At 68.3% G+C, this 17,576-nt stretch carries 18 protein-coding genes; 2 read left to right on the top strand and 16 right to left on the bottom strand.

Annotation, left to right across the window (positions count from 1 at the left end; all coding sequences use genetic code 11):
* The first annotated feature begins 60 nt into the window (after window positions 1-60).
* Together ACMVO5_RS07450 and ACMVO5_RS07445 are read left to right on the top strand one after the other, a co-directional pair.
* Window positions 61-660 carry a prepilin peptidase gene (locus ACMVO5_RS07450; protein ID WP_416906892.1) on the top strand — a complete coding sequence of 200 codons (600 nt, stop codon included), beginning with the start codon at window positions 61-63 and terminating at the stop codon, window positions 658-660.
* A complete protein-coding gene (locus tag ACMVO5_RS07445) occupies window positions 660-1,262 on the top strand; it encodes a prolyl hydroxylase family protein (RefSeq protein WP_416906891.1) in 603 nt (200 codons plus the stop codon). Before ACMVO5_RS07450 ends, ACMVO5_RS07445 begins: the two co-directional genes overlap by 1 nt.
* 55 nt (window positions 1,263-1,317) lie before the next feature.
* Here the strand turns inward: ACMVO5_RS07445 and ACMVO5_RS07440 are convergent, their stop codons facing one another.
* The 16 genes from ACMVO5_RS07440 to ACMVO5_RS07365 form a co-directional block, all read right to left on the bottom strand.
* Window positions 1,318-3,999 carry a TonB-dependent receptor domain-containing protein gene (locus tag ACMVO5_RS07440; protein ID WP_416906890.1) on the bottom strand — a complete coding sequence of 894 codons (2,682 nt, stop codon included), beginning with the start codon at window positions 3,997-3,999 and terminating at the stop codon, window positions 1,318-1,320.
* Between the two features lie 123 nt (window positions 4,000-4,122).
* Window positions 4,123-5,658 carry a hypothetical protein gene (locus tag ACMVO5_RS07435; RefSeq protein ID WP_416906889.1) on the bottom strand — a complete coding sequence of 512 codons (1,536 nt, stop codon included), beginning with the start codon at window positions 5,656-5,658 and terminating at the stop codon, window positions 4,123-4,125.
* A gap of 153 nt (window positions 5,659-5,811) precedes the next feature.
* Window positions 5,812-6,564: a hypothetical protein gene (locus tag ACMVO5_RS07430; protein ID WP_416906888.1), complete on the bottom strand. Its 753-nt coding sequence runs from the start codon at window positions 6,562-6,564 to the stop codon at window positions 5,812-5,814.
* Entirely contained in the window at window positions 6,557-6,955 is a 399-nt protein-coding gene (locus ACMVO5_RS07425; RefSeq protein ID WP_416906887.1) for a hypothetical protein, read from the bottom strand. Before ACMVO5_RS07425 ends, ACMVO5_RS07430 begins: the two co-directional genes overlap by 8 nt.
* Window positions 6,952-7,479: a type II secretion system protein N gene (gene gspN / locus ACMVO5_RS07420; RefSeq protein WP_416906886.1), complete on the bottom strand. Its 528-nt coding sequence runs from the start codon at window positions 7,477-7,479 to the stop codon at window positions 6,952-6,954. Before gspN ends, ACMVO5_RS07425 begins: the two co-directional genes overlap by 4 nt.
* Entirely contained in the window at window positions 7,476-7,934 is a 459-nt protein-coding gene (gspM, locus tag ACMVO5_RS07415; protein ID WP_416906885.1) for a type II secretion system protein GspM, read from the bottom strand. Before gspM ends, gspN begins: the two co-directional genes overlap by 4 nt.
* Window positions 7,931-8,974, bottom strand: coding sequence for a type II secretion system protein GspL (gene gspL / locus ACMVO5_RS07410; RefSeq protein ID WP_416906884.1), 1,044 nt, complete (start codon window positions 8,972-8,974; stop codon window positions 7,931-7,933). The genes gspM and gspL overlap by 4 nt, the downstream gene beginning before the upstream one ends.
* Window positions 8,971-9,966 (bottom strand): type II secretion system minor pseudopilin GspK, encoded by a 996-nt coding sequence (gspK, locus tag ACMVO5_RS07405; RefSeq protein WP_416906883.1) that lies wholly within the window; start codon window positions 9,964-9,966, stop codon window positions 8,971-8,973. The genes gspL and gspK overlap by 4 nt, the downstream gene beginning before the upstream one ends.
* Window positions 9,963-10,565: a type II secretion system minor pseudopilin GspJ gene (gene gspJ / locus ACMVO5_RS07400; protein ID WP_416906882.1), complete on the bottom strand. Its 603-nt coding sequence runs from the start codon at window positions 10,563-10,565 to the stop codon at window positions 9,963-9,965. The genes gspK and gspJ overlap by 4 nt, the downstream gene beginning before the upstream one ends.
* The gene (gspI, locus tag ACMVO5_RS07395) at window positions 10,562-11,089 is read right to left on the bottom strand and encodes a type II secretion system minor pseudopilin GspI (RefSeq protein WP_416906881.1); all 528 of its coding nucleotides are present in this window, start codon (window positions 11,087-11,089) and stop codon (window positions 10,562-10,564) included. The genes gspJ and gspI overlap by 4 nt, the downstream gene beginning before the upstream one ends.
* Window positions 11,079-11,528 (bottom strand): GspH/FimT family pseudopilin, encoded by a 450-nt coding sequence (locus tag ACMVO5_RS07390; protein WP_416906880.1) that lies wholly within the window; start codon window positions 11,526-11,528, stop codon window positions 11,079-11,081. Before ACMVO5_RS07390 ends, gspI begins: the two co-directional genes overlap by 11 nt.
* On the bottom strand, window positions 11,500-11,919 hold the full coding sequence (gene gspG, locus ACMVO5_RS07385) for a type II secretion system major pseudopilin GspG (RefSeq protein ID WP_416906879.1): 420 nt from the start codon (window positions 11,917-11,919) through the stop codon (window positions 11,500-11,502). The genes ACMVO5_RS07390 and gspG overlap by 29 nt, the downstream gene beginning before the upstream one ends.
* An 8-nt stretch (window positions 11,920-11,927) precedes the next feature.
* Complete coding sequence (gene gspF, locus ACMVO5_RS07380) at window positions 11,928-13,142, bottom strand: type II secretion system inner membrane protein GspF (protein ID WP_416906878.1); 1,215 nt, start codon at window positions 13,140-13,142, stop codon at window positions 11,928-11,930.
* Complete coding sequence (locus tag ACMVO5_RS07375) at window positions 13,135-14,613, bottom strand: GspE/PulE family protein (RefSeq protein ID WP_416906877.1); 1,479 nt, start codon at window positions 14,611-14,613, stop codon at window positions 13,135-13,137. Before ACMVO5_RS07375 ends, gspF begins: the two co-directional genes overlap by 8 nt.
* Window positions 14,610-16,703: a type II secretion system secretin GspD gene (gene gspD, locus ACMVO5_RS07370; RefSeq protein WP_416906876.1), complete on the bottom strand. Its 2,094-nt coding sequence runs from the start codon at window positions 16,701-16,703 to the stop codon at window positions 14,610-14,612. Before gspD ends, ACMVO5_RS07375 begins: the two co-directional genes overlap by 4 nt.
* Window positions 16,700-17,488: a type II secretion system protein N gene (locus ACMVO5_RS07365; protein ID WP_416906875.1), complete on the bottom strand. Its 789-nt coding sequence runs from the start codon at window positions 17,486-17,488 to the stop codon at window positions 16,700-16,702. Before ACMVO5_RS07365 ends, gspD begins: the two co-directional genes overlap by 4 nt.
* Window positions 17,489-17,576 lie beyond the last annotated feature (88 nt).

The following is a 17,576-nucleotide window of genomic DNA, read 5'->3' as shown; positions in this document are numbered from 1 at the left end:
GCGGGGGAGTCGGCGCTACAGGGTCGGTCGCGTTGTGCTTCCTGTGGGGCTTCATTGGGCGTGGGCGAGTTGGTGCCGGTGCTGAGCTACCTATGGCTTCGGGGCCAGTGCCGCGCGTGTGGCGCGGCGATCCCGCTCAGGCACTTGGCGATCGAGCTGGCGACGGCGGCCGTCATGCTGGGCGCATGGGGGGCGGGCGCGCTGCTGCCGGGGGCCGTGTTCGGGCTGGCGCTGCTGCTGCTGCTTGTGCTCGACATGGAGCATTACTGGCTGCCCGATGTGGTTGTCTGGCCGCTGCTGGGGCTGGGCCTGTGGCTAGGCCTGGGCGATATCACGGGTCGGCTGCTGGGCGCTGGTTTTGGGTTCGCCGGGCTCTGGCTGGTGGCGTTTATCTATCGTCGGCTGCGCGGCCGCGAAGGGCTGGGCGGCGGTGACCCGAAGCTGTTTGGTGCCATCGGCGCCTGGCTGGGCTGGGCGGCGCTGCCCATGGTGCTGCTCGCGGCCAGCCTGTTGGGGCTGATGCTGCTTGCGCTCGACCGGTTGCGCGGGCGCCCGCTTGCCAGCGATATGATGGTGCCGCTGGGCGCGCTGATGGCGGGGGTGGCATGGCCAATCTGGCTATTGATGGTCTTGAGTCCGCTGGATAGGCTGGTGAGGTGATGGCTTTTGAGGACGCACAGCGGCTGCCGGTCCGGCAGGTGGAACTTTGGCAAAGGCGACGCTTTCTGTCGGAGGACGAGTGCGCGGCGCTGATCGTCCAGGTCGATGCCAAGCGGCGCCCCTCGACGCTGGTCGACAATAATGGTGATCCGGAGTTCCGCACCTCCGAGACCGGCGATCTGGACAGCACCGATCCGCTGGCGCTGGCGGTGACGGCGCGGATCGCCGCGTTTCTCGATCTGCCGGTGGCGCACTGCGAGCCATTGCAGGGCCAGCGCTATGCCAAGGGCCAGCAGTTCAAGGCGCACACCGACACCTTTGATCCCGGTGGCGCGGGTTATGCCGAGCATTGCGCCGTGGCCGGCCAGCGGACCTGGACGGCGATGATCTACCTGAACGAGCCGCAAGCGGGCGGCGCGACGCGGTTCAAGAAGCTGGACCGGATGTTCTATCCCGAGACCGGCAAGCTGCTGGCGTGGAACAATCTGCTGCCCACCGGCGCGCCAAACCCGCTGACAATGCACCAGGGCATGCCGGTGCGGGCGGGCTGCAAATATATCATCACCGCATGGTTTCGGGAGAAGCCCTGGGGCTGGGCCTAGAAGAACACTTGGGCGCGGCTGCTGTCAGCCGCGCCCAGGTTCAGGCAATCGGGGCTCAGAAGTTCAGGCTGGCGCCGAACTGGAAGGAGCGGCCCAGATCATAGGTGTTGTAATCGACCCGCGAGGAGTTGAGGGTCTGAAACTCCTGATAGCGGGTGTTGGTGAGGTTGCGGGCTTCAAACTGAAGCTGGATGTCGAAGCCGCCAATGGGAACAGCCTGACGCCAGACGAAATCGAGGCGGACACCCGGACGCTCGATGAGATCGGGCAGAAGCGCCGCGCCGCGCTGGCTGACACGGTCGGAGGCATAGTTGAACATCAGGGTCTGCTCGGACAGGCTGTCTTCGTCCTGCAGGCTGATCTGGAAGTTGATCAGATGGTCTGACTGGCCGGTAAGCGGGGCGCCATCACGGAACAGATTGGTTGCTTCGACCTCCTGGAATGTCGGGTCGATCGTGCGATCACCGGGGTTCACCTTCAGACGCGAGTCGGTGTAGGTATAGTTGAAGCCGAGCAGGATGCGGCGGCTCTGGAAGAACTCCGAGTTGGACAGCGTGTCGAGCCGGAAGATCTTCTGGGCATCGATTTCCGCCCCGTAAAGCGTCGCGCGGGGCGCGTTGCCAAAGGTGGTGGTGATGGTGTCGGAGGTGATGAAGGCGATGATCTCGATCGGCTTGTCGATGTTCTTGTAGAATGCGCCGACGGTCAGCCGCTCGTCGGTGCCGAAATACCATTCGTAGCGCGCTTCGAGGTTGGTCAGCTGGCTGTCGACGAGCAGCGGGTTGCCGAAGCTGCCACGGTCATTGTCGGTATCGAAATAGAATTGGTTGGCGAGCTCGCGGAACTGCGGCCGGGCCACTGTCTTCGAGGCCGACAGGCGCACCTGCATGTCTTCCATGAAGTTCCAGGTCAGCGTGGCAGCGGGCAGCCAATAGCTGCGCTCGATGTTGGTTTCCGGAATTGCAACCGTCCCGGCGCTGTAAAGATCGATCGGCAGCACGCGCTGCTGGCCGTCCTCATAGCGCACACCGGCGACGAACTGGACGCCGTCGGTCGGCTCGATCTCGAACTGGCCATAGGCACCGTGCACCTTGAGCGAGGCCTCATAGCGGGCAGCACCCGGCTGGGTGTTGGTTTGCTGCAGGAAAATTCCGTAGGTCTGGATGTTGAAATCCGAGAGCAGGAAGTCGGGCCGCTGCTGGATCACGCCGATGGGCAGCGCGTCGGACGGCTGGAAGCGGTATTGGAAGAAGTCCGATTCGCGCTGGTTGTCGTTGTAGGAATAGCCGGCCACGACACGGGCGGGGAACGGCAGGCTGTCGAACTTGTAGCCAAGGTCGATTGCCGCGCCATAAACATTCTCGTTCAGTCGGCTGAACGCGATAGTCGCGCCTTGACCCGGGCCTTGCAGGGCATTGACGAAATCGTTGATGCCGAAATCTTCGGTGAAGGCATAGCGGAAGCCGCGCTCATAAGGCGAAAGGCGCTTTGAGTTGGCGTAGGTGCCGCGGACATCGAGGCTGAGGTTGCCAAAGCGGAACTCGCCCACGGCCTGGGTGTCGATGAGCTGACGCTCGAAGAAGGCGGTGGCGGTACGGTTGAGCAGGTTGCCATCGAAATCGGCGGCGTTGGTGCCGATCTGCTGGCGGGCTTCTTTGATGGTATCCTTGATGTAGAGATTGGTCAGGCGGATCTTGTGTTCGCCGAATTCCGCGCCAAGCCCGAGAAGGCCATTGACCTTGACGTTGTTCTCAGTGGCGAGGAAATCGAAGTCCTGATTGAGGATCAGCGCTTGCTCGCCATCTACGTTGCCAATGCCGAGCGAATTCTGCTGCTTGCCAGACTTTGTGCGCCATTCATTCGACCAGCCGGCCGTCGCGACGATGCCAAGGCGGACATCGCCCACATCGAAGCTTGTGCCGCCGGTCACGTTCATGGCCATGTCGGCGGGGATGCTGGAATTGCGCTGAATGACCGAGGTGCTCGAATTGGAAAAGCTGCTGGCGATGGTTTGCAATTCCGGCAGAGAGAAGGCGCCGAGGCCGATGATATTGCCGCTTGCCTGCGCCGCTTTCAACGGACCGGGGACGGAGCGCGTACCATCATCGAAGCCCCAGGCATCATAATCGCCGCCGCGATAGACATAGCCGACCTCACCAGTGGTGACGGTGTTGCCGCCGATGCTGCCGCCGAAGCTCAGAAACGGCTTGTCCGGCACGGCACGCGTGGTCAGGTTGATGACACCGCCGCCGAATTCGCCTGGATAGTTGGCCGAATAGCTCTTCTGGACGAGCGAGGATGAAAGTACGCTGGTTGGGAAGAGATCGAGCGGCACGACGCGGCGTAGGGGATCGGGCGAGGGAATGGGCAGGCCGTTGAGCAGTGCCAGCGAGTAGCGCTCGCCGAGGCCGCGAACATAGACATATTTGCCGCCGACGACCGACAGGCCGGTGACGCGCTTCAGGGCGCCGGCGATGTCGCCTTCGCCCGAGCGCTCGATCTCGGCCTGGGAGAGGACCGAGACGACTTCGCGTGTGGTGCGGATGACGTTGGGGATCTTGGTGCCGATGACGACGATTTCGAGGCCGTCACCGCCGGGCGCGGAGATATCGACTTCCTGTTCGGCCGGGGCTTCGGCGGGCGCAGCCTGCTGCGCGATGGCGGCGCTGGTGAGGACGGTCGACGCCAGCAGCGCGGTGCCGAGCGAGCGAAGAGTGAAGGTTTCAAGTCGCATCATGCGGTCCCCCGGGTCATCCAGTCCTGTTCTGACCTGTCGAAGCGAGCGGCCGGAGACCCGGTCCGGCGGTTGGCTGCGGCAGGCGAGCCGGGCAGCGGGTATCGCTGCCCGGCGTTCCCTGTCTTAGTTGCCGTTGTCGGCCGGCACGTCGTTGCACGACGGCTGCCCGGCGATGCCGCAGGTCCAGCCAGCGTACCAGGTGTCCGACGCATTCTGGAAGGCGCCGACATAGTTGGCGAAGGTCAGCGGCCCGCCGAGGAAGGTCGGGTCGGTCGCCGTGGCGCCGGTCTCGGTGGCACCGGGCAGGAAGTCGTCGGTCAATGTCGGCACATAGTTGCGGACGTTGTTGTTGCCTGTCACCAGCGGCTCGATCAGCGTGCCCGGCACGTCAGTCTCATCGCGGAAGGTGGTGGCGCAGCCGAACAGCACCGAGCGGAAGATCGGCGGGCCGGCCTCGTTCTGGGCGGGATCGCTGTTGCTGCCGGATGCAGCAGCGACCGTCTGGGCCCCGTCGATGTCGAGGCAGGTGCTCGCGGTTGCCGAGATCAGGCCGTTGACAAAGGCGTAGTCGGTGCCGCCGCGCAACAACAGCGGATCGGACGAACGCTTGTTGACGAAGGTGAAGTTGACCATCCGCGGGAAGGAGCGCGGCGTCAGAAGTTCGAAACCGCTGGTTTCGGCTTCGACGATGCGGTCACCACCGGCAGAGCGCTGGACCACGAGCAGGAACTGCAGGAAGCCGCGATAGCCGAAGTCGGTGTCGAGGCTGTCATCGTCGGCACCGGTCACCACCAGATAGCGGTGGTTGATGCGACCACCGAACCATTCGATGCCGTCGTCCGAGCTGTTGTGGACCTGGATGTTCTCGGCGAAGGTGCCGGAGCCAACGCCGGCGAAGGTGATGCCGTTGAGCTCATTGCCCGGCGCGACTTCAAAGCCCGGGAAGCGCACCTGCAGATAGCGCAGGCGGCCGCTGCTGTCGATGGCGCGGGCGCCGCCGTAGAAGGTGTTGGCAAGGCCTTCGACGCGGTTCTGGCAATCGACGGTGCCAGGCGTGACGGAACCGATGCACTGGTGGATCGGCGCGCGGCCGAGCACGACCAGACCGCCCCAGAGGCTGATCGAGTTGTCCGTCGTCGTGCCTTCGATATTGGCGCGCGCGGTCAAGATGATCGGGTTGGTGGGGGTGCCTTCGGCGAAGATCTGCGAGCCGCGGTTGATGACCAGCGAATCGGCGCCAGAAGAGCCGAAGATCTTGACGCCGGGATCGATGGTCAGCGTGCCGGCCTGAGCACCAGCGATCGGGTTGGCCGGGTCAGCACCCTGATCCTGACCGACGTTGACCTGGCCGTTGAGCGAATAGATGACGCCGGCGAGGTTCTGCAGGCGCAGCGAGCCGGTGATGGTGCCGGAGATCTGGCAGATCAGGCGGTTGGCGATGGTGCCGGCGGGCGTCAGGCTACCGGGGCAGTTGGCCGCCGGCCCAGGGGTCGGCGTCGGGGTCGGGGTCGGGGTGGGCGTCGGAGCCGGAGCAGGAGCCGGGGCCGGGGCGGGAACGACGATGACGCCTTCGCCGGGCGAGGCAATGTCGTTGGCGCCGCTGCAGGCGGCGAGCGCGAGGGCGGAGCCCAGAAGCAGGTAGGTCCGAAGCTGCGTCATGTTGCGTGTCCCCTGATTTGGCCCTGTGCGGCCGCTTGATGATGCTGTTTGCGTTGATCTCGGGACAGACGGCGGGCGGACCCGTTCATCTGACAAACGCGGCATTAGGCGCGATTCGTGACGGCAGTGTTGCTGTATCGTTACCGATTTGTGTCAGCGTAACAGGTCGAGGCGCACCGTGATATTTTCGCCACCCCGGTCAACCCGCAGCTCTACGCTGTTCGAATCGTTGATTTCCTGAGGAAGCTCAATGATCTTCTCCTCGCTGAACAGCTCACGGCCATTGACCGCGAGCAGCACGTCACCCGGGTTGAGGCCGGCGAGGCGGAACAGCGGCACGGTTTCCGGAGTCTGAACGGCCCAGCCGGTGATGCCAGTGTCGCCGCGAACGGGCCTGAGCGCGAGTCGGTAAGCGGTGCTTGTCGCTGCCAGCTCCTCAACGCGCACCTTCTGCACCGGCGCTGGCATGGTTTGCGGCGCTTTTTCAGCCGGCCGAATCGCGCCTGAGGTGGTTTCGAAGAAGAGCCGGTGGCGCGTGCCGTCGCTGGCTTCCAGCGTGGCGCTGGTGGCATCAAGCGCGGCCAGCTGCCATCCCGGCGCGGCCGTGCGGCCAAGCCCGACAAGCCGCTGGCTGCCGCCCTCGTCCTCCAGAATGGCGCTGCCGCCGTCGCTCCGGGGCAGCACGCCACGCAATATGAGCGGGGGCGGGCTGGACGGCGTTGAACGCGCAGCAGGGGGCGCCGGTGCCGGGACGACGGCGGCCGGCGGCGGTGCGCGCTCGGTCGCGGGCGGGGTGATTCGGGGCGCGGGCGGGCGCAGCCAGATGACCAGCCCGGCGGCAAGCGCCAGCCCGCCGGCCACCGCGATGGCCCATTCGCGCAGGCTGGTGGCGCGGGTTTCAGCCACAGCCGATGATCCCGGCAACGGGAATGATGCGGGCGGTTCCGTCGGGCGTGGTGAGGGTGAGGGTGCCGCTGGGGATGGTGGCGCTCTTGCTGCCCGGGTTGGCGCTGATCTCGACATCGAGACGCGCGCTGAGCCCATCGGCGCTGAAGCTGGCCCTTGGCAGCAGGCCAAGAACCGGCGTGCCCTCGCCGCTGCCCGGCTCGGGCGCAAGGCCGCTTGGCGTCGGCGTCGTGGCCAGCAGCAGCGGCGATGCAGCGGGCCAGAAGGCGATGCGCTTCTGGCTGGACTTGTCCCACAGCGCCATGGCGCATTGATCAGCAGCAAGCGGCTGGGGCGGAAGCTCACCCAAAGCCATGTCCAGCGCCATGGTAAAGACGAGCAGCCAGCTCATGTCAGGATGCGGAGCTGGCCATCGGCGCCGAGCGCCAGGGTGAGGCTCGCCAGACCGTCTGGGCTGGCAAGGGTGAGGCTGGCCGTCGCGCCGGTGCAGCGCGGTGTGGCCGAGACCGGGGCCGGGCTGCCGGGAAGCGTGGCGGTGACGGTGCCGCTGGCAGACTGGCACTGGCCATTGCCGAAACGCAAATTGAGATCGCGCGCTTCGAGACTGGTGATCGGCAAGCCCGTCAGCGGGCGGCGACCGGTCAGGGCCTCGACCCCTTGTCCAAGGATCAACGTGCCAGAAAGATCGGGGCCATCGATGCGCAGGCGCGCACTGGCCAGTAACAAAGGCAATGGCTGAAGGCGCACATCGAGCGTGCCAAGGCGAATGCCGCGCCATGAAGCATCGGTCAGCCGGCCCTTCCAGATGGAGCCCTCGGCGCTGCTGGCGGAAAGGCCGGCGGGCATGACGAGACGCAGCGGCAGCAGCGCCAAGGCGCCAATAAGGAAGCCGAGCAGGGCGAAGGCGCGGATCATGCAGCGGTCGCGGTGAACTGGGCGTTGACGCTGGTGTCCTGGTTGCGGCTGACGCTGAGGCTGGTGACGCTGATGCCGTCGGCCTCAAGCGCGGCGATCAGCCGGAGCAGGACCGGTGCGCGCGCCGCTGCGATGCGCGCGGTGACGCCGTTCGGGCCGCTTGCATCAAGGCTGGACAGGCTGAGGCCGGCCGCGCTGACGGCGGCCTGCACGCGGGGCATGACCGGACCGACGCCGGCGGCGGGTGCAGTCTCGAGCATGGCCTTGGCGGTGCCGAGCGCGGCAATGTCAGCCGTGGCAGCAGCAAGGCGGCGAGCGGCATCGGCGCGGGCCTCGCCAAGCGGGCGCAGGACCAGCAGCCAGATGAGAATGGGCAGCGCCAGCAGCGCCATCAGCCCAAGCAGCTGCTGCTCCCGGACTGAGCGCGCCTGCCAGAAGGCGGCGAGCGCACTCATGGCTGCCTGACCTCCAGATCGATATGCGGGCGGCTTGCGATGGTGCGCGGCAGGCTGGCAGTGACGGCCAGCCCCTGTGCTCGGAGTTCTGCCTCGATGGCTGCAACATCGCCGGGGGTCGGATTGTCGAGCGTGGCCGTCAGGCGGCTGTTGTCGAGGGCAAGCGCGGCAAGGCTGACGCCGGGGCGGCTGGCGAGGCTTTGCATGAGCGGACCGGCCAGCCGGCTTGCCAGCCCGCTGGTCTGGCGCGCGACCAGGGCCTCGACCTGGGCGCGGGCGTTGGTGAGCGGCGCACCGGGTGGAAGGAGGCTGGCGGCCAGCCGGTCACGCGTCGCCTCTGCAGCCGCAGCGGCGCGCGCGCCTTGCCACCATGACGCGACATCGCCGGCAACCCAGAGGGCGGCGGCGCTGGCGGCAAGCAGCGCGAGGCGGCGCAGCTGGACCGGGCTCGGGCCGAAACCCGAGGAGCGGGCGAACGCGCCCTGGCGCAGATCGAGCGGTGGCGTGGTCGACAGGGCCCGGGCGAACTCGGTCTCGCTGATGGCCGGGGGCAGGGGATCAAGCAGTGCCGCCGCGAGATCGGGTTCGGCGGCGAAGGCCTGGTCGTTCGTGTGAACGATAGCGAGGCCGGCATGGTCGAGCATCGCAGGAGCCGGAAGCAGCAGTGGCAGCGGCACCAGCGGGGCTTCAGGCGCAAGCTGCTCAAGGCGGGATGTCCAGCGGGCCATGTCACTCGTGCTGGTGACCGCGAGCCAGCGCTGGCCATCAGGCTCAGCGGCGCCAATGGCGGCGTGAAGGCTCTCGGGCGGGGCCGCACTATGGTCGGCAGCGATGTGGCGGGCGGCAGCGCGGGCCTGTGCGGGGGCCAGCGCGGGCAAGGCAATGCGGCGAAGCGTGACCGCCTCGGCCGGCGGAATGGCAAGGACCGGGATGTCGTCAGCCGGCGGCGCGCCGTCGCCGCGCCGGATCAAGGTGCCGCTCGCGTCGACCTGCCACCAATGGGCGCCGTCGTCAGCGGTGAGGAAGAGCAGCCGTTTCATTCGTCATCCTGCCAGCGGCGCTGGGCGACCCGTGCCGGTGATCGCCTTGCATCGACAAGGGTGGTGCCGGCAAGGCTTGTGTCGCCGCTGCTGACGTTGAGCGCAAGACGTATCCAGTTTGTGCGCACGCTGAGCTGCTGCAAGACGTCGCCTGGCAAGGGCTGGTCACGAAGCGCCTCGGACGTCGCAAAGGCTTCGACCAATTCCCAGCCCTGTTCGGGACGCGTGGCAAGGATGCGCCGCGCCTCCACGAGCCGGGCCTGTGGCGGGCCAAGGGTTTCTGGCAGCAGCATGGCCAGCAGCGGGGCCTGGGCGGGCAGAAGCGTATTCGGGTTGATCGGCGACAGGTCCGAGACCGGCAGCGCGCAGATGAAGGGGCGAATGCGCGCATAAATGGACGGCGTCATGCCGAAGACCGCCCGCAACTCCGAGGGGTCGGCCATCAGCGTGGCGCTGGTCCGGTATCCGGATGCGGCATAGCTGCTGTCTTCGGCGCCGAGCGGCCCTGGCTGATCATCGCTGTCCATCCAGTCGGCAGCGGCCGCGGCGACACTGCGGGCTTGCGGATCGGGCACGCCGAGCGCGCCCATCAGCGTGGCGAACTGACTGACCGCCAGCGGCCGGGTCACCAGCGACTCCGGGCCTGAGCGCGTAATCAGGCTGCCGAGGTTGAAGCAGTTGCCGCCGTCGCGCGGGGTCAGGGTGGCGATACCCTGAGGCAGAGGCAGGCTGATCGGGCGGCCCTGCCAGCCGCCGGCCTGCGTGGCGCGGTCCGACGCGCCGAGCAGCGCATCGATCCGGCGCACGGCCAGCGCTTCGGCAGCGCGGGCGGCGGCGCTGGCCTGTTCGCGGGTCAGGAGGTTGGCCACGATCAGGCTGGCGCTGCGGGTGCGCTCGAGCAGCGTGGCGGCGATAGCGCCCATGACGCCAACCAGCATCAGCACGGCGAGCAGCGCCGCGCCGCGCTCGGCGGGTCTGACAGCACGGCTCATGGCAGGCTGTCCGGCGGCAGCAGGAAGACCTGCCGCAGACGACCCGTGGCAGGGCTGTCCAGCGTCAGCTCGACCGCATCGGGCAAGGCTTCGGGGGCTTCCGCCCGGCCCAGCGGCGGCCAGCGGTCATGCCAGGCGCCATCGACGTGGATGCGCAGCGCCGCCGCCGTCAATCCCTGCAGCAGCACCGCTGGCGGCCCGAGCGGCGCACCGTCGAGATGGGCGGCCGCCTGCCGGTGCAGCGCGTCGCCGACAAGGCGATATTCGATGCGCTGCAGGCTGGCGCGCGGGGCTGCATCGGGGTTTGACCAGCCGGCACGGACAAGCCCGAACAGCAATCCCTGGGCAGGTGCGGAGGTGAAGGCGGGCACGGGCCGGCCGGCCTCGTCGCGGGTGCGGCGCGGCGTGGCCTGGCCAAGATCGGCGCCGAGAAGCGCGCGGGTGCGCAGTAGCGCGGCCTGGTCGCCGAGCCGGGCCTGCATGGTCTCGCGGGTGTTGACGCCCATGGCGAGCATGGCGACGCTGGCCCCGGCGATGAGGCCGAACAGCGCCAGCGCGACCAGTAGCTCGGCCAGAGTGAACCCGTTGCGGCGGCTCATGCGGCGGGCCGGATCAGGGTCTGGCTGGCCAGAACATTGCCGCTGGCGTCGGTGATCTGCAGGTCGATGCGCTCCAGCGCCGGGTCGGGGGTGGCGGCAATCGTCGCTGTCCAGAGCAAGGGGCGACGGGCGATCTCGCTCTGGCCACCTTGCGTGCCGAAGGCGGGGGCCGGGGTCTGCAGCATCAGGTCGGCGGCGCGGTTTTCCAGCTCGATGGCGGCGATCAGCTTTTCATCGAGCCGGGTGGCCGTGGCGATGCTGGCGCCTTGCAGGCGAAGCATGGCCAGCGCGGCCAGGCTGAACACGGCGAGCGCGACCAGCACCTCAAGCAGCGTAAATCCCGCGCAGCGCGGCGCGGCGGCAGCGAAGCTGGCAATCGACTCGCGCGAGCGCGGCCGGCGGGGCAGATGGCCATCGGCCAGCTGAACCCGTTCGACGTCGAGACGCGGCTTTGCCGCGTCATGGCCGGGGATGACACGCAATGGCGCCGACCCGAGCGCGGTGGACCTCGCGTCACTCGACACGGATTTCCCCCGCGCCCGAAACGGTTACGCGCGCCGGGCCAAGCGTGATGGTCGCGGGCGTGGCGAGCCCGGTCGAATCGAAACGCAACCGGCCGCCGCCTTCGATCCGGGCTACGACCGCAAGGCCCTGCGGCCAGTCATGCGGCGGGATGCGCGGCGTCTGCCAGCCAGCCGGCCCGCGCTGTTCGAAGCTGTAGCCGGATTCGGAAAGGAGGAGCGCGGTATCAGTGTTGGCGGTGATCGCCAGCGTGCGCGCCACGTCGAGACGGGCGGCAAGCTGCTCGGCCTCGGCGCGCGGATCGGGGCCAGTGGGCAGCGCGTTGAAAACCACGGTGGCGGCGGCAAGGCCAAGGATGGTGATGACCACCATCAGCTCGATGAGGGTGAAGCCGGCCTCGCGGTGCGGATGCCTACCAGTTGCCGATGTCTTCATTGTCATCTTCGCCGCCGGGCTGACCGTCGGCGCCCAGCGAATAGATTTCCACCGGCGCGCGGGTGCCGGGGTTGGCATATTGATAGGGATTGCCCCAGGGGTCGTCGGGCAGGCGACGGATATAGCCACCGGGGCGGTAGCGCGAGGCGTCGGCCAGGCCGGCGGGCGGCGCGGTGAGCGCGGCGAGGCCGTCGGCGGCGCTCGGATAGGTCAGATTGTCGAGCCGGTAGAGATCGAGCGCCTGCTCGATGAGCGCGATGTCAGCCCGGGCCTTTTCGACCAGCGCCTGGTCGCGGCTGGGCAGCACATTGAGCACGACCACCGTCGAGAGTAGCCCGATGATGACGATGACGACCATCAGTTCGAGAAGAGTGAAACCGTTTTTGCGCTTGGTCATGAGGATCCTCAGAGGCCGGCGAGGCTGTTGAGCTGGAGAAGGGGCAGCAAGATCGAGAGCACGATGCCCGCGACCATGCCGCCCATGATGAGGATGACGGCGGGCTCAAGCAAGGCCAGCGCGGTGCTGGTGAAGCTGTCGAACTCGCGTTCGAGATAGTCGGCGGCGCGCGCCAGCATCAGGTCGAGCCGGCCCGCGCCCTCGCCGCCGGCGGCCATGGCGGCGAGCAATGGCGGAAACGCCTCGGTGCGGCGCAGCGCTGCCGACAGGCTGGCGCCCTCGCGGATGCTGACCATCGCCTCGGTGGCGGCAGCGCGCAGCACATGGTTGGAAAGTGTGGGTGCGGTCAGCGCCAGCGCCTCGACCAGCGGCAGGCGGCTGGCGACCATCGTGGCGAGCGTGCGGGCGAGGCGGGCGGCATCCAGCGCGCGCAATAGCCGCCCGGCGACCGGCAGGCCGAGCAGCCAGCCATCGAAGCGTAGGCGAAAGGCGGGACGGGCGAGCGCCCGCGAGAAGCCGAAGCCAGCCACTGCGAGGCCGATCAGAATCGCCCACCAGCTGGCGGCCAGCACATCGGAAAGCGCGATGACGATGCGGGTCAGCAGCGGCAGCGTCTGGCCCACGGTATCGAACTGGGCGACGACCTTGGGCACAACGAAGATCATCAGCGCGGCGACGACGACAACGGCGACCACCATAAGCGCCGCGGGATAGGCCAGCGTGGCGATGATCTTGCCCCGCACCTCAGCCTGGCGTTCGAGCAGGGCAGCGACGCGCTCCAGGCTTTCCGGCAGCGTGCCCGAGGCCTCGCCGGCAGCGACCGTGGCGCGGTAAAGGGCCGAGAAACTCTTGGGTTCGAGCGCCAGCGCGTCGGCCAGCCGACGGCCTTCGGCAACACCGGCATGGACGCGGGCCAGCACGGCGCGGGCGCGCTCCGGCTCGGCCTGGGCGGCCAGCGTGCGCAGCGCATCGGCGAGCGGCATCACGCTCACCAGCGTGGCAAGCTGGCGGGTGAACAGCATCAGCGTGCGGCCTGAAAGCCTGGCCGGGGCCGCGCGCGCCGGCGACGGGGCGGGTGCGGCGTCGGACACCGGGTCGAGCTGGGTGGCAAAAAGCTGCTTGGCTATCAGCGCGGCGCGGGCGGCGTCGGGGCTGGTCGCCTTGATCCGGCCGCGGCGCTCGCGGCCATCGGAATCGAGCGCGGCGTAGCGGAAATCAGCCATGCGCCGGCTCCGCGATTGGCGGCGCATCGCCCGCGCGCATGACGCGGGCGGCTTCCTCGGGCGTGGTCAGGCCCTGCGCGACCAGCGCCCGGGCGGCTGCGGCGAGCGAGGGTGTGTCGGCGAAGGCGAGCGCGGTGATGGCGGCTTCATCGCCGCCGGCCATGATCAGCTGGCGGATCGGCTCGCTGATGCGGATGGCCTCGAACACGCCGGTGCGGCCCTGCCAGCCGCTCATCGCGCAGGCCTCGCAGCCGACCGGATGGCGCACTGTTGTTCCCGGCGGCAAGCCGATGAGGGCGGCCCGTGCGGAATCGAGCGGGGCGGTTTCGGCGCAGTGCGGGCAAAGCCGGCGCACAAGGCGCTGGGCAATGACCGCACGCAGGGTCGAGGCGATGAGGAAGGGCTCGACCCCGAAATCCCGCAGCCGGGTGATCGCTCCGGCGGCATCATTGGTATGAACAGAAGACAGAACGAGGTGGCCGGTCAGCGCCGCCTGTACGGCGATGTCGGCGGTTTCGGAGTCGCGGATTTCGCCCACCATCACACAGTCCGGGTCCTGCCGCAGGATGGCGCGCAGGCCATTGGCGAAGCTCAGGCCGACGCGCGCATTGACCTGCGTCTGCCCCACCCCGTCCATGGCATATTCAACCGGGTCTTCCACCGTCAGGATGTTGCGGCTGCCGTCGTTCAGAAGCTTGAGCCCGGCATAGAGGCTGGTGGTCTTGCCCGAGCCGGTGGGGCCGGTGACGAGCACCATGCCATTGGGCTCGGTCAGTGCGGAGCGGAAGATCGCCTCGATCGCCGGCGGCTGGCCGAGCGCTTCAAGGCCGATGCCGGCATTCTCCTTGTCGAGCAGGCGCAGCACGACGCGCTCGCCCGCGCGGCTGGGCAGGGTGCTGACGCGCACGTCGAGCGACTTGCCGCCAAGCGCCAGGCCGATGCGGCCATCCTGCGGCAGGCGGCGCTCGGCGATATCCAGCCGCGCCATTACCTTGATTCGGCTGGTCACCATGGGGGCGACGGCGGCGGGCAGACGGTGCCGCTCGGTGAGCTGGCCATCGACGCGCATGCGCACGACAAGCGCAGACTCGTAAGGCTCGATATGGATGTCGGACACGCCTTCGCGCGCGGCTTCGGCGATCAGGCCGTTGATCAGCCGGATGACCGGCGCTTCATCGGCGCTGTCGAGCAGGTCTTCGGCGGTCGGAATGCTCTCGACCATGGCGCCGAGCCCGCCGTCTTCCATGGCAGCGGCGGCAGCGATGCCGTCCCCGGCATAGCTGTCGGCGAGCATGCGGTCGAAGCGGGCGGGGGCGACCCGCTCGATGCGCAACGGCCGCCGGGCGAAGCGACGGACCTCGATCAGGGCGCTGGCATCGTCGCCGTCGCGCAGCGCAACCGCGACCGCGTCTTCACCCTCGCCGGTGATGACCACACCGTGCCGGCGGGCGAAGCTGTAGGGCAGCTTCACGGCGTCTTGGCGCCGGCGTCGCCGGGCGGCGCGGCGCGCAGATAATCGCGCACCAGCGCATCAAGGGCGGACGGGAGATCGGCCATGCCGCGGCTGGCGCGGGCGCTGGCTTCGGCGTCGGTCATATACTCGTAGCGCTGGCCGGCGAGGCGGGCCGCGTCGCCGGGCGATTTGACGATGGTGGGGCGAAGAAAGACCATCAGATTGGTCTTGGTGCGGCTGGTCGAGCGCGAGCGAAAGAAGTTGCCCAGCAGCGGGATATCGCCCAGCAGCGGCACCTTTTCGAGCGTCTCGCGCTCATTCTCGTCAATCAGGCCGCCGAGCGCGATGATCTGGCCATCATCGACGGCGACGGTGGTGGTGATTTCGCGCTTGTTGATGATCAGCTCGTTCGAGGTGCGGCTGACCGGCCCGGCGACCGAGCTGACTTCCTGCCGGATCTGCAGCGTGATGGTGCCACCCGCGTTGATCTGCGGCCGGGCATCGAGAAGGATGCCGACATTCTGCCGCTGGATGGTGCGAAAGGCATTGTCGAAGTTGTTGCTGAGCGCCTCGCCGGTGGTGATCGGAATGTCCTGACCAACCAGGATATGGGCGACTTCGTTGTTGAGCGTCATGGCCGACGGCGTGCTCAGCACATTCGAGGCGGTGTCGGTCTTGACCGCGTTGAGCACGATGCCGAACAGCGCATCATTGCCAAGTTCCCCGCCGAGCCCGAAGGTGCCGCCGGTGGTGCCGAGCAGGCTGGCGAGCGCGGCTTCGCGCAGGACCTGAGTTGTGGGGTTGTCGCTGCCCAGTTCGCGCTCGGCAGCGACAGCGCCAGTGACCGCCAAAAGATTTGGCGAGGCGTTGGAATAGTTGCTGGCGGCGAAGGGCACGCTGCTGCCGCCGGTGCCGGTCAGCAGATACTGGACCCCCAGCCGCTGGGCCGCGACATCGGAAATCTCGACGATGATCGCTTCGATCAGCACCTGTTCGCGGCGGATATCGAGCTGGCGAATGACCTCGCCAAGCTGGCGCTGCACTTCGGCCGGTGCCGAGATCACAAGGGCATTGGCGCCCTCGAAGCGGGCGATGACGGCGCGGCCATCGCCGATGGTGGCACCGGGCACGGGGCCGGCGCTGGCCGCAGCATTGCTCGCCGGGCCGCGCTGGACAAGGCTTCGCAGGCCAGACCCGCCCTGGGCACCCTGGCCCTGACCTTGGGGCGCGCCGCTGCTGGTGCCGGCCATCTGGCTGGGCGGCAGCGCGCTGGTGCCGCTGGGCGCGGTGGCCGCCTGGCCGACGAGCTGCTGAAGCACGGGCAGCAATGTTTCGGCATCGGCATGGTTGAGGAAGACAACGCGGACATCGCTGCCATCAGCGGCGCGGCCATCGAGATCGCGCACGGTCTTGGCGAGGTCGGCGACGGCGGCGGGATCGCCGCGCAGCGCAATGCTGTTGGAGCTGTCGATGGGCACGATCCCTACCTGGTTGCCGCCGTCCGCGCCGCGCGTGGCATTCGCGAGGTCGCGCAGGGCGGCTGCGATCTCGCGCGCACCGGCATTTTCGAGCGCAACGACGGTTGTGGTGTTGCGGCTCTGGTCGAGCTGGGCCAGCGCCTGGCGGATGCGGCGGACATTGTCGGCATAATCGGCGATGATGATGCTGTTGCCGGTGCGGTTGGCGGTCAGCTGGCCTTCGCGGCTGACCAGCGGGCGCAGCGATTCGACTGCACTGGCAGCATCAATGGCATTGAGACGGATCGCTTCGGTGACGAAACTGTTGGCGCCGCCCCTGAGCCCCGGGCTGGTGGCCGCGCCGTCGGCTGGCGAGACGCGGTAGGCGCCGCCGCCGGCCGGGCTGACGACAAGGCCATTGGCGCGGAGCGTTGACAGGAACAGCTCGAAATATTCGGTCTGCCCGAGCGGACGCTCGGAGACGACGCTGACCTTGCCCTGCACGCGGGGGTCGATGATGAAGGTGCGGCCCGTGGCGCGCGCCACGTCCTGGATATAGGCGCGGACATCGGCGTCACGCAGGTTGACGGTCTGCTGCGCCGCGAGCGGGCTGGCGGCAAGCAGCAGGGCCAGAAGCGCCTTGCGGATCATTGCGCGACCCCGCCGGCACCAAGGCGCAGGGTCTGCGCAGCACCACCGCGCTCGATGGTCAGGCTGAGGCCACCGGCATCAAGCCGCCGCGCCAGCGCTGCCGGGTCGCCAAGGCTGGCCACCGGCGCGCCCTCGACTTCGGTCAGCACATCGCCTGACTGCAGGCCGGCGGCAGCAAAGGCGCGGCCCGAACCCTTGGGCGACAGGACGAAGCCGGTGATGGCGCCGTCTTCAACGCGCGGCATGGCCTGAAGGTCCGCCGCGAGGCGGGGTTGGTCAGGCTCACGCGGGGCCGGCTGGGCCGGGACGGGTGCGGACGGTGATGTGGCTGGCAGTGACTGATCGAGAAACAGCGCCTCGCGCGCACCCCGATTGTCGATGGCGACCGAATCGAAATCAACCGACAAAAGGCGAACGCCGGGCAGGATCTCCTCGCCCACCGCGATGCTCATTTGTGTGTCATCGGGCAGGGTGAGAATGGCGCTGCCGCGGCCGGACGCCCGGTCGACGCGGGTTCCCATCAGCGCGAGGTCGAGCGCGGAGACACTGTCCGGGCTGGCCGGGGCGGACCGGAAAAAAGGGTCGAACGCCGACAGCGCCTGCGGATTGACAGCGCGCGGCGGGTTTGGCGCCGGCGGCGCGCCCACCGGGCCGGCAGGGGTAATCAACGCCCAGAGCAGCCGCGCCAGCAGGGCCGCCGCGAGCGCTGCGAGCAGCGCTTCGCCGCCGCGCAGGGCCAGCGGCTGGAGCCTCGCCCCCTCGATCGGCCAGCCAGTGATTGCCACAGTTTCGCTCCCTCAGCGCTTGCCCCTCGACCGCCTTCCGAGCGCGGGGGGACGCGCTTGCCCTAGACCGCTGGTATGACAGTTCTGT

It is taken from the genome of Polymorphobacter sp., assembly GCF_048007885.1.
In the GTDB taxonomy this organism is placed as follows: Bacteria; Pseudomonadota; Alphaproteobacteria; order Sphingomonadales; family Sphingomonadaceae; genus Sandarakinorhabdus.
This window is presented reverse-complemented; position numbering and strand designations above follow the sequence as displayed.

What these genes read in the sequence shown, in the direction of transcription:
- ACMVO5_RS07445 (WP_416906891.1), top strand. Translation starts at nt 660, where the DNA reads ATGGCTTTTGAGGACGCACAGCGGCTGCCGGTCCGGCAGGTGGAACTT.
- ACMVO5_RS07440 (WP_416906890.1), bottom strand. Translation starts at nt 3,999, where the DNA reads ATGATGCGACTTGAAACCTTCACTCTTCGCTCGCTCGGCACCGCGCTG.
- ACMVO5_RS07435 (WP_416906889.1), bottom strand. Translation starts at nt 5,658, where the DNA reads ATGACGCAGCTTCGGACCTACCTGCTTCTGGGCTCCGCCCTCGCGCTC.
- ACMVO5_RS07425 (WP_416906887.1), bottom strand. Translation starts at nt 6,955, where the DNA reads ATGAGCTGGCTGCTCGTCTTTACCATGGCGCTGGACATGGCTTTGGGT.
- gspN (WP_416906886.1), bottom strand. Translation starts at nt 7,479, where the DNA reads ATGATCCGCGCCTTCGCCCTGCTCGGCTTCCTTATTGGCGCCTTGGCG.
- gspM (WP_416906885.1), bottom strand. Translation starts at nt 7,934, where the DNA reads ATGAGTGCGCTCGCCGCCTTCTGGCAGGCGCGCTCAGTCCGGGAGCAG.
- gspL (WP_416906884.1), bottom strand. Translation starts at nt 8,974, where the DNA reads ATGAAACGGCTGCTCTTCCTCACCGCTGACGACGGCGCCCATTGGTGG.
- gspK (WP_416906883.1), bottom strand. Translation starts at nt 9,966, where the DNA reads ATGAGCCGTGCTGTCAGACCCGCCGAGCGCGGCGCGGCGCTGCTCGCC.
- gspJ (WP_416906882.1), bottom strand. Translation starts at nt 10,565, where the DNA reads ATGAGCCGCCGCAACGGGTTCACTCTGGCCGAGCTACTGGTCGCGCTG.
- ACMVO5_RS07390 (WP_416906880.1), bottom strand. Translation starts at nt 11,528, where the DNA reads ATGACAATGAAGACATCGGCAACTGGTAGGCATCCGCACCGCGAGGCC.
- gspG (WP_416906879.1), bottom strand. Translation starts at nt 11,919, where the DNA reads ATGACCAAGCGCAAAAACGGTTTCACTCTTCTCGAACTGATGGTCGTC.
- gspF (WP_416906878.1), bottom strand. Translation starts at nt 13,142, where the DNA reads ATGGCTGATTTCCGCTACGCCGCGCTCGATTCCGATGGCCGCGAGCGC.
- gspD (WP_416906876.1), bottom strand. Translation starts at nt 16,703, where the DNA reads ATGATCCGCAAGGCGCTTCTGGCCCTGCTGCTTGCCGCCAGCCCGCTC.